11 protein-coding genes and 1 pseudogene are annotated in these 10,771 nt (G+C 34.1%); 7 read left to right on the plus strand and 5 right to left on the minus strand.

From position 1 onward, the window contains the following. Positions 1–465: pseudogene (locus WC622_RS11185) on the minus strand (class I SAM-dependent methyltransferase); the annotation flags it as partial. 48 nt (positions 466–513) lie between these two features. Here WC622_RS11185 and ribD point away from each other — a divergent pair. The 4 genes from ribD to WC622_RS11205 all read left to right on the plus strand — a co-directional run bounded on the left by ribD (position 514) and on the right by WC622_RS11205 (position 3,966). After that, a complete protein-coding gene (gene ribD / locus WC622_RS11190) occupies positions 514–1,569 on the plus strand; it encodes a bifunctional diaminohydroxyphosphoribosylaminopyrimidine deaminase/5-amino-6-(5-phosphoribosylamino)uracil reductase RibD (RefSeq protein ID WP_372819777.1) in 1,056 nt (351 codons plus the stop codon). Next, a complete protein-coding gene (locus WC622_RS11195; protein WP_372819778.1) occupies positions 1,566–2,432 on the plus strand; it encodes an EamA/RhaT family transporter in 867 nt (288 codons plus the stop codon). The genes ribD and WC622_RS11195 overlap by 4 nt, the downstream gene beginning before the upstream one ends. After that, positions 2,422–3,036 carry a YigZ family protein gene (locus WC622_RS11200; protein ID WP_372819779.1) on the plus strand — a complete coding sequence of 205 codons (615 nt, stop codon included), beginning with the start codon at positions 2,422–2,424 and terminating at the stop codon, positions 3,034–3,036. The genes WC622_RS11195 and WC622_RS11200 overlap by 11 nt, the downstream gene beginning before the upstream one ends. Positions 3,037–3,102: 66 nt before the next feature. Beyond that, the gene (locus WC622_RS11205; RefSeq protein WP_372819780.1) at positions 3,103–3,966 is read left to right on the plus strand and encodes a nucleoside phosphorylase; all 864 of its coding nucleotides are present in this window, start codon (positions 3,103–3,105) and stop codon (positions 3,964–3,966) included. On the opposite strand, the gene WC622_RS11210 is transcribed toward WC622_RS11205, so the two are convergent. After that, positions 3,967–4,362, minus strand: a complete 396-nt coding sequence (locus WC622_RS11210; RefSeq protein ID WP_372819781.1) for a DUF1398 domain-containing protein — start codon at positions 4,360–4,362, stop codon at positions 3,967–3,969. Positions 4,363–4,371: 9 nt separating this feature from the next. Continuing rightward, the gene (locus tag WC622_RS11215) at positions 4,372–5,418 is read right to left on the minus strand and encodes an aldose epimerase family protein (protein WP_372819782.1); all 1,047 of its coding nucleotides are present in this window, start codon (positions 5,416–5,418) and stop codon (positions 4,372–4,374) included. A gap of 67 nt (positions 5,419–5,485) precedes the next feature. Between WC622_RS11215 and WC622_RS11220 the strand changes: the two genes are divergently transcribed. Genes WC622_RS11220 through WC622_RS11230 form a run of 3 tightly spaced genes read left to right on the plus strand, consistent with a single transcriptional unit; the run spans position 5,486 to position 7,879 of the window. After that, positions 5,486–6,643, plus strand: coding sequence for a galactokinase (locus WC622_RS11220; protein WP_372819783.1), 1,158 nt, complete (start codon positions 5,486–5,488; stop codon positions 6,641–6,643). Positions 6,644–6,646: 3 nt separating this feature from the next. Beyond that, positions 6,647–7,177 (plus strand): RNA methyltransferase, encoded by a 531-nt coding sequence (locus WC622_RS11225; RefSeq protein WP_372819784.1) that lies wholly within the window; start codon positions 6,647–6,649, stop codon positions 7,175–7,177. Between the two features lie 45 nt (positions 7,178–7,222). Further along, the gene (locus WC622_RS11230; protein WP_372819785.1) at positions 7,223–7,879 is read left to right on the plus strand and encodes a YdeI family protein; all 657 of its coding nucleotides are present in this window, start codon (positions 7,223–7,225) and stop codon (positions 7,877–7,879) included. A 90-nt stretch (positions 7,880–7,969) separates the two neighbouring features. Here the strand turns inward: WC622_RS11230 and WC622_RS11235 are convergent, their stop codons facing one another. Together WC622_RS11235 and WC622_RS11240 are read right to left on the minus strand one after the other, a co-directional pair. After that, complete coding sequence (locus WC622_RS11235; RefSeq protein ID WP_372819786.1) at positions 7,970–10,177, minus strand: xanthine dehydrogenase family protein molybdopterin-binding subunit; 2,208 nt, start codon at positions 10,175–10,177, stop codon at positions 7,970–7,972. Then, positions 10,177–10,771, minus strand: a 595-nt coding sequence (locus tag WC622_RS11240) for a xanthine dehydrogenase family protein subunit M (RefSeq protein ID WP_372819787.1), incomplete at its 5' end; no start/stop codon positions are given. The genes WC622_RS11240 and WC622_RS11235, both read right to left, overlap by 1 nt.

Here is a 10,771-nt window from a genome sequence, read left to right on the forward strand (position 1 = left end):
AATTACTGGAGTTGGTAGATTTTTCTTTAATGCAATGGCAATACAACCGCTTCCCGTACCAATATCAAGTATATTATTGATTGATGATACACGATCGATGATTTTAGCATCCGAACTATTAACTGCAAGTTGAGAATTGCAAACTGAAACTATCCACTCTACTAATTCCTCTGTTTCTGGTCGTGGAATTAAAACAGATTCATTTACTCTAAGTGTTAATCCATAAAAATGCGCTTCACCGATGACGTATTGAATGGGTCTGCCGGTTTGGAGTTCTAATAAAACTGCTTCGAATTTCGATATATTGTCTATGGAAATCTCTTGTTCTTTTTTTAAAAGATAATCAGCTCTGCTTAGGCCTAACAAATGATGAAGTGTTAGTTGAAATAGTGCTAATGCTTCATCTTGTGGATAAAGTGAATTTAAATCTGTACTAAACTTTGTTGCTAATTCCTTTAATTTCATTTGCTGTAAAAATAGCTATAATCATGACAATAATTTACTTTTGCACTAATGAGCGATGAACTTTACATGCGACGTTGTTTGGAATTAGCCGCAAAAGGAATAGGCAATGTAAGTCCTAATCCTATGGTTGGTTGCATAATAGTTCATGAAGGCAAAATTATCGGAGAAGGTTATCATCAGAAATTTGGTGAAGCACATGCAGAAGTCAACGCGATAAATGATGTGTTTATTAATTTTGGAGACGAAGCCTCTTCCCTACTCAAAAATGCGACTGCTTACGTTAATTTAGAACCTTGTGCTCATTTTGGTAAAACTCCACCTTGTGCAGATTTGCTAGTTAAACATCAGTTAAAGAAAGTTGTGATTGGAAATACAGATCCGTTTTCGGGTGTGAATGGTAAAGGGATTGAAAAATTAAAAGCCGCAGGGATTGTAGTAGTTACAGGTGTTTTGCTAGATGAATGTAGTTTTTTAAATCGTAGGTTTTTTACCAGAATTGAAAAACAACGACCTTTTATCATTTTAAAGTGGGCACAAACTGCTAATGACTATTTTGCCCCTAATAATGCAACACAAAAATGGATTTCAGGTGCTGAAGCTAAACAATTAACGCATAAATGGAGAAGCGAAGAAGATGGGATAGTAATTGGAAAACAAACTGCATTGATTGATAATCCACAGTTGACAGCTAGAAATGTGCAAGGCAAAAACCCTATCCGCATTGTAATTGATAAAAATTTGGAAATTCCCGAAACTCACCATATTTACAATAATGAGTCTAAAACCATTATTTTTAATGAAATAAAGACTGATGTGATTAATAATATCCACTTTGTGCAAATGGAAGATATGCAGTTTTATTTAGCACAAAAAATAGCTTTTCAATTGTATTTGATGGATATTCAATCGGTAATAATAGAAGGTGGCGCTCAAATTCTAAATCAATTTATAACTGCTAACTTATGGGATGAAGCCAGAGTTTTTACAGCAAAAACTGAATGGAATGACGGAATAAAAGCTCCTTTCTTAAAAGGGAATATACTTGAGACTTTACAAATTGGTATTGACGAATTAAAGATTTACTCACCTTACTCACAAAAATGATTTATTTAGTTTTAAGTATTAGTTGCAGTGTTATTGTTGGTGTTTTGCTTAAACTGGCTAAACGTTATCAAATTAATATAATGCAAGCCGTAACCTGGAATTATTTATTCGCTATTGGTTTAAGTGCTTTCTTTTTTAAACCCGATTTTAGCACAATCAATTTAAGCTTCATCTCTCCTATTTATATTGCACTTGGCATATTGCTTCCTGCAATTTTTCTAATTCAAGGTTTTTCGGTACAGCAAACTGGTTTGGCTAGAACTGATATTGCGCAACGTTTATCGTTGTTTATATCGCTTTGTGCAGCTTACTTTTTGTTTAATGAAAGCTTCGATCGCTTAAAATATGTAGGCTTAATTGTTGGCTTTATGGCGATTATATTTACTATTTATCGTAAATCTGGAAGTCCGTCTTCGAAGCATACGTGGTGGTACTTATTATTGGTATTTGTTGGTTTTGGTGCAATCGATGTGCTATTTAAGCTTGTGAGCCAAATCACAGTTATCCCATACACCTCTTCATTGTTTCTGATTTTTTGTATTGCTTTTGTTTTTTCTCTACTCTATATTTTATATTTCGCCATTACTAGGAAAACCAAAATTCAATTCATCAACTTTGTTTGTGGCTGTATACTAGGATTTTTCAATTTTGGAAACATTTTATTCTACCTAAAAGCACACAGAGCGATGTCAGAGCAACCATCAACTGTATTTGCAGCAATGAATATTGGTGTAATTATAACTGGAAGTTTAATTGGTATCATTTTATTTAAGGAAAGATTGAGCAAACTGAATTATACTGGCTTAATGCTTGCATTAATAGCTATTGCGTTGATCACTTTATCGAAATTGAATGCTGTTTGATGATACTTATAAAACTATAAAAACCACTTCCGAAAGTATTTTTAGAGATAAAGGAAGTAAGTTTATCGGTTATGCTTATCCTATTTCTAGTGAAACTGAAGTTAAAAATATCATTTCAAAGCTCAAAGCGGAACATAGTAAAGCGAGGCATTTTTGCTGGGCTTTACGTTTGTCGCCAGATAGAAGTGTTTTTAAATTAAATGATGATGGCGAACCTTCTGGAACTGCTGGGAGACCAATTTTAAACACACTACTTTCTACAGATGTTACAAATATTTTGGTCGTAGTCGTTCGTTATTTTGGCGGAACTTTACTAGGTGTTCCAGGTTTAATTAATGCGTATAAAACAGCTACTGTTGAAGCACTTGAGGTAAATGAAATCATTACAAAAACAGTAAACGATGTTTATGAAATACATTTTGATTATTTAGTTATGAACACTATTATGCGCATCATAAAAGACGAACAACTAACCGTCCTTAATCAGGAGTTTGATACGAAATGTGTGGTTAAGTTTGAAGTAAGAAAGGCAAATTTGAATGCAGTTTTAGGTAAATTAGAAAAGGTTGAAGGTATCGATATTAAATACTTGAATACTATTTAGCTCTTGAACTACCGGCACCAATGAACTAATTTTATTAAGTTTGTTTTACACCAAATATCCTATGTTATGGCAAAATTATCAGAAGCTGATTTAATTATTAATCCAGATGGAAGTATTTACCATTTAAACTTACTTCCCGAAGATATTGCAGATACCGTTATTACGGTAGGCGATTTGGATCGTGTTTCTGAAATCAGTAAACATTTCGATTCTATTGAGGTAAAAAAAGGAAAAAGAGAATTTATAACGCATACAGGTTATCTTGGAAAAAAACGCATTACTGTACTTTCTACTGGGATTGGTACTGATAATATCGATATTGTTTTTAATGAATTAGATGCTTTAGTGAACATAGATTTCACCACGCGAGAAATTAAGAAAGAATTAAAATCATTAGATATTATTAGAATTGGTACTTCTGGAGCTGTACAAGCTGATATTCCAATGGGGACTATTTTAGCTTCTTCTTTTGGTTTAGGTTTTGATGCATTGATGAATTATTATATCCATCAAATTTCTGGAGATGAACACAGTTTATTAGATAGCATTAAATCTCATTTTTCACATATTAAAGGTATTCATCCCTATTTAACCGCTGCGGATCAAGGTTTATTACAAACAATTGGTAAAGGAATGAAACAAGGAATTACTGCAACTGCCCCTGGTTTTTATGCTCCGCAAGGCAGGCAAGTGCGTGCAAAAAATGCAGTTCCAGATTTTATTAGTCAATTAAATAGTTTTAAGGAAGGTAAAAACAGAATTACCAATTTAGAAATGGAAACTGCAGGTATTTATGCTTTAGCCAAAACATTAGGTCATAAAGCATTGTCCGTAAACGCTATTTTAGCTAGTCGTGTAAATTTTGAGTTTAGCAGTACACCTGAAAAAATTGTAGAGAAAGCTATTAAAACGGTTCTAGAGCGCTTGTAATTAGCTGACTGTAGGAATATGCTCTACAACTAATTCATGTCCAGCCATATCTAAATAAGTTACTGTCATAGCGCTTAAATCAGTAATCCATTTTTCAACTCCAGCAAAAGCAGCTTGCTTACAGAAAGTTTGATAATCAGTTTCACCTTGTTGATGGATTTTTAAAGCTTCTTTCAAATCTGTTTCTGATGATTTTTCTTCTATTAACAAATTTTCATATGCAGGTGGACTTTCCACTGTATAATCGTCGTCACCAAAATAAATTGTCATTCCATTCATTATATAGACATCATATCTACTTACACCCATTTCTTTAATGTCTGCAATATATTGTGGAAAATCAGCTCCAGTTTTAGTTTTTTGATGTGCAGTTTTTATTTTTTCAAGTGTAAACATGGTGGTGAATTATTTGGTTAAAACTTTATAAATAGTCGTTTGAGTATAAATTTCTTCAGGTCTTAAAATAGTACTTGGAAAATGCGGAATGTTAAGTCCATTTGGATGATGCTGTGTTTCTACACAAAAAGCTTCATACGCATTATAATCTCTACCACCTTTACCATTCTTAACATTTAAATATTTTGCTGTGTATAAATGCGCAACTGGCTCGGTTGTGTAGACTAACAAAGATAAACCACTACTTGTTTCACTAGTTTTACTAGCTAAGGTTAACGATCCGTATTCTTTATCTAATACAAAAGTTTGATCATAGCCTTCAGTTGCATCCCAATTTGTATCAAAAGCTTTTTCTTTTCTAAAATCATGAACTGTGTTTTCAACAGGAATTAATTTGCCAGTAACCACATAATTATCATCTTGTTCTAAATAATTAGATGCATTCATTTGATGGATGTGTTTGCCTATATTGCCGCCCGTTGGCGATAAATTAAAATAACTATGATGCGTTAAGTTAATCGGTGTAGCTTCATCTGTATCAGCTTGATAGGTTAGAATTAGTTCATCATTATTAGTGAGTTCAAACGTAAGTTGTACGGCTAAATCCCCTGGAAAGTTTTCTTCTCCATCTAAGCTAAAATATTGAAAAGTTACACTAGCATGTGGCTCTTCTCCAGTGCTGATAATATCCCACATTTTTTTATCAAATCCTATTTTACCGCCATGTAAACAATCATTACCATTTGTTTTAGCTAATTGATAATCAACACCATCGATATTATATTGTCCATTTTTTATACGATTTGCGTACCGACCAATAATAGCACCAAAATAAGGGTAATTTGTTAAGTAAGCTGGGCTGATATAATCTTCAAATTTATCGAAACCTAATACAATGTCTTGTTGCTCACCTTTAGCATTTTTTACTATAAATTGGTTAATTATTGTACCGTAATTAAAGATTTTCACCAAACTACCCCTATCGTTACTTAATTCGACCGCAACTACCGCTTTTTTATCAATAAAATTGCCTGTATTTATCTGCTTTACTTTCATAAATTGTATCTTAGACCTTCAGCTAAAATACAAATAAACTTATAACCCTGCGAAGAAAATACCATATATGAACAGTCAATTATCCGAAACTTTTTTTGAGAAATATAAGCAACATCCAACTGCTACTTACTTTGCTCCAGGCCGCGTTAATTTAATAGGAGAACACATAGATTATAATGGCGGTTTAGTAATGCCATGCGCAATTACATCTGGCACGTGGTTACTTTTAGCGCCAAATAACGATAATGTAATTAGATTTAGCAGCATTAATTTTAAAGAGGAAGGAACTTTTCAGCTTCAAAAAGAATACAGTAAAACTGGAAAAGAATGGTACAATTATCCATTAGGAGTTTTTCACGAATTACAACAACAAGGTTGGGATGCTAGTGGCTTGGATCTATTGTATTTTGGAAATATTCCCATCGGTTCTGGCCTTTCATCATCAGCCTCTATTGAAGTACTTACTGCTTATGCTTTAAACGATTACTATGATTTAGGGAATGACAAATTTGCACTAGTAAAACTTTCTAAAAAAGTAGAAAATGAATTTATAGGCGTAAACTCTGGTATTATGGACCAGTTTTCTATTGCTTTTGGTGAAGCGGATAAGGCTTTGGTTTTAAATTGCGATACCTTAAAATACAAAGTTGTTGATTGTAACCTTGGAGATCATGTTTTGGCGATTATCAATACCAATAAAGTAAGGGAATTATCAGAATCAAAATATAATGAGCGTGTTGCAGAGTGTGAAACAGCTTTAAAAGCACTACAACAAGAAATAAAAATTGATAATTTATGTGAGTTAACGGCAGATAAATTTGCTTTACATAGTCATCTCATTACTGATGAAACGGTTTTAAAAAGAGCAACTCATGTGATTAAAGAAAATGATAGAGTTCATTTAGCTGCAAAAGCATTAAATGCTGGTGAATTAGAAGAATTTGGCAGATTAATGTATGCTTCACATCAATCATTAAAGGATTTATACGAAGTAACCGGTAAAGAATTAGATGCTGTTGTAGATTTTTGTAAAGATTATGATCATGTGAGCGGCGCAAGAATGACAGGTGCGGGTTTTGGTGGTTGTGCCATTGCTTTGCTTAAAAAGGGATACGAAGAGGATTTCGCAAAACAATTAACAGATTATTATGTAACGCAAATCGGTTATCCAGCAGCTATTTATGTTCATCAAATTGGTGATGGCGTTAAAAAAATAACAAACTAAGGAATGCGAAAATTAAAACTCGATGAACTTAATCGTGTCGATGTCAAAGAATTTAAAGAACAGGATAAATTACCTGTCGTAGTGGTTTTAGATAATGTGCGAAGCATGCATAATGTAGGTTCTGTTTTTAGAACTGCTGATGGATTTTCGATAGAAAAAGTAATATTATGTGGAATAACTGCTCAACCACCGCATCGCGAAATTGAGAAAACTGCTTTAGGTGCTACACAATCTGTAGATTGGATTCACTTTGAAGATACTTCAGTTGCGATTGATACTTTACGCCAAAAAGGATATGAAATTATTGCAATAGAACAGGCTGAAAATAGTACCATGTTAAATGTTTTTAAACCTGATCTTACTAAAAAATATGCTCTAATATTTGGTAACGAAGTAAATGGTGTGAGTGATGAGGTAATGCAAAAAATTGATAATTGTATTGAAATTCCGCAATTTGGCACTAAACATTCTTTTAATATCGTAATTTCTGCTGGAATTGTACTTTGGGATTTCTTTGCAAAATTGAGATTATAAAATAAAATCGTCTTTTCAAAAGAGAGATATAATGTTTATTTAAATATGGAAAATACATTACTCAAAAAACTACAAATCAAAACTGATTTTAAAGTAAAAGTTCTTAATGCTCCAGAAAATTTTCCTGCTATCATTGGAGATATGCCAGCAGATATAGAATTTTCATTCAATGATGTACCAACATTTGATGCACTATTTGTTTTTGCAGTTAAAAAGGCTGATTTATTAAATGCTTTAAAAACAGAAACAATAGGTATTAAAACAATTTGCTGGATCTTTTACCCTAAAGCAAAATCAAAACTAGCTAGCGATTTAAACCTAATGCAAAGTTGGGATGATTTAAAAAGATTTAACCTAACTCCTTGTGGTTCTGCTGCAATAGATGAAACATGGACAGCATTAAGAATTAAACCAGAATCTGAATTAAAAAGATCTGGTTTAGGAAATACTGAAATTGCCCAAAGTGATTATGGGAAATATATTGATGTAGATAACAAAATTATTAACCTACCGGAGGATTTAGAAATAGAACTCAAAAAACAATCTTCAGCTTTTGATTTTTATCAGGGTCTATCCTATTCAAATCGTAAGGAATATGTGCTGTGGATTTTATCTGCCAAACAAGAAAAAACCAGGTTGGAAAGAATTTCTAAAACTGTGGAGAAATTAACTGCTGGAAAGAAAAATCCAAGTGAGAAGTAAAGTGTTTTGTCATGCAGAGCAACGCGAAGCATCTCTCTTATTGCTCCAAAAGAGATCCTTCACTACGTTCTGGATGACAAGTTTCAAAAACTATCCCTCCAAAACCTTATCAGGAGTAATTGGTAAACTTCTAATTCTTTTACCTGTAGCATTAAAAACTGCATTTGCAACTGCACCAGCAAAACCAATTAATGCAATCTCCCCCATCCCTTTTGCTCCCATCGGATTAACAATAGGATCAGGTTTATCAATAAAAATCACATCAATATCTGGCACATCTGCGTTTACAGGTACATGATAATCTGCAAAATTGTTGTTTACATACCTGCCATAACGATTATCTAAAATTGCTTCTTCAGTTAATGCCATTCCAATACCTCCAACTGCTCCACCAACCATTTGACTACGAGCAGTTTTTGGACTTATAATTTTTCCTGAATCACCTACAGAAACAATTTTACTCACTTTAACTACTCCAGTTAATTGATGCACTTTTACTTGCACAAAGTGGATAGAAAACGAATACATCGAATAGTTTTTTGCTTCTGGGTTATTCTGTGAAGATTGAATTGTTTTTTCAATCATTGGTAGATTGTTTTTCTTCAAAACATCAACAAAGTTGGATGTTGCATCCATATTAGAATTGGCCGCTAATTCTGCAATAGTTGATTTTAGTGCAACACAAACATCATTTACAGCGCTTCCAACAGTAGATAAAGTTGCTGAACCGCCTTGACTTGGAGCAGGCGGTAAAGAAGAGTCCCCTAACTCAAAAACTATCTTATCAACCGGGATATTCATTAATTTACTGGCAATTAACGTCATTCCAGTTCCTGTACCCGGACCAATATCGCTCGTTGCACTTTGTAAAACCAACGTACCGTCCGCTTTTAAAATTCCTTTTACACTTGCTCTACCTCTACCCGCATTAAATACACCTACACTAACTCCATAGCCAATATTCCAAGAACCTTCAACAGTACTACCTGGTTTGTTTTTCCGATTATTCCATCCAATTTTAGCAGCACCTAATTTGTAGGCTTCTTTAATGTATTTACTAGAGAATGGTCGCTTTTGGGAAAGATCCTTTTCAGGATCATTTTTTGCTCTAAAATCTAATGGATCCATATCCAAAGCATACGCCATTTCATCGATTGCACTTTCCAAAGCAAAAGCTCCAGTAGCTTCTCCTGGACCACGCATCCAAATAGGTACGCCCATATCTAATGGAATGACATAATAATTCGTGTTTACATTTTCAGAATCATACATAAACTTAGTCATATTTACTACGCCTTCAGTAAAATTCTCGTAAGTAGCGCTCTGACCAAAAGCTGTATGAGTAATTCCTGTTATTTTTCCATCTTTTGTGGCTCCCAAGCCAATTTTCTGATAAGCCGCTGGTCTATTTCCAACCATGGTAAACATTTGGTCACGAGTAATAACCAACTTTACCGGTTTCTTTAACTGTTTTGATGCCATAATTGCGGCAATTTCTAGTGGCCAGGTTCTTAAAGCCATTCCGAAACCACCACCAACAAATTGAGAATTAACTTGAATGTTTTCTGCTGGTATTTTAAAGACGTTTGCTATCGTATTTTGTGTTGATTTTACGCCTTGTGTTTTCGCATAAACAGTAACTTTATCATTCGCTCTCCAATCTGCAATAATCCCATGCAATTCCATCGGATTATGTGTTTCAACTGGCATTGTATAGGTCTGCTCAACTTTTACTTCTGCTGTTTTATACGCACCGGCAACACCTCTTACATATGGTGGCTGACCTTGCAGTTTCTTCACTGCCGCATCTTTAACACTCGCTTCAAAATCGGTATTAAAAGCAGCTTTTTCGTAGTTTACTTTAACTAATGATGCGGCATAAGTTGCTCTTTCAAAGGTATCAGCCACTACAATTGCAATTGGTTGTCCGTTAAAGAAAACCTGGTCAGTATAAAAAATCTTCATTGGCGAACCGCCAGCTTGCTCATAACCTGCAACAGATGGTTTATTTAAATGAGACAAGACATCGAATACACCTGGAGCATTTTTGGCTGCTTTGCTATCAATTGCGGTAATTTTCCCTTTGGTAATTGTACTCGTCACCAAAACGCCGTATGTTAATCCAGGTAATTGATATTCAGCAAAATACTTCGCTTTTCCAGTTACTTTATCTACACCGTCAACTCGGTCGTTTTCATCTATTATTAATTGCTTTTCAGCAGCGATGAAGCTACCGTGTGCATCTATATGATTTGGCTCTGGTATCCACATGTTGGTTTCATCTACAAAAAATTCCATTAGGCTTTAGATTTAGCTGTCGTTAACGCTTCAATTAGGGTATTCGGTGCTAGTTTGAGTTTGAAGTCATTTTCTCCAAAACTTTTAGCACCGTTCATCGCTAGTTTTGCCGCTTCTTCAAAAGTTGTTTTAGTTGCTTGTTTTCCTTTTAAAAACTCTTCAACTAGTTTTAAACGCCAAGGTTTGTGTGCTACACCTCCCATTGCCAAACGAGCATTGCTTATTATATTGTTTTTTATTTCTAAAGCAGCTGCTACAGAAACTAGTGCAAATGCATAAGAAGAACGATCTCTCACTTTTAAATAATGAAAATTCTTATTCAAATTGTTTACAGGAATCTCTAATCTGACAATCAATTCGCCTTTTTGAAGATTATTATCTTTCTCGGGAGTTGTTCCAGCCAAGCGGTGGAAATCTATAAAATTGATTTTTCTTTCACCTTTTACACTTGCTAATACGACTTGTGCATCCAACGCAACTAAGCCAACACACATATCGCTTGGATGTACTGCAATGCAACTCTCAGATGTGCCAAATATGGCATGCATTCTATTGTAACCACCAATTGCACCACAACCACTTCCTGGTTGACGT

Source organism: Pedobacter sp., from assembly GCF_041662865.1.
Taxonomy (GTDB): Bacteria; Bacteroidota; Bacteroidia; order Sphingobacteriales; family Sphingobacteriaceae; genus Pedobacter.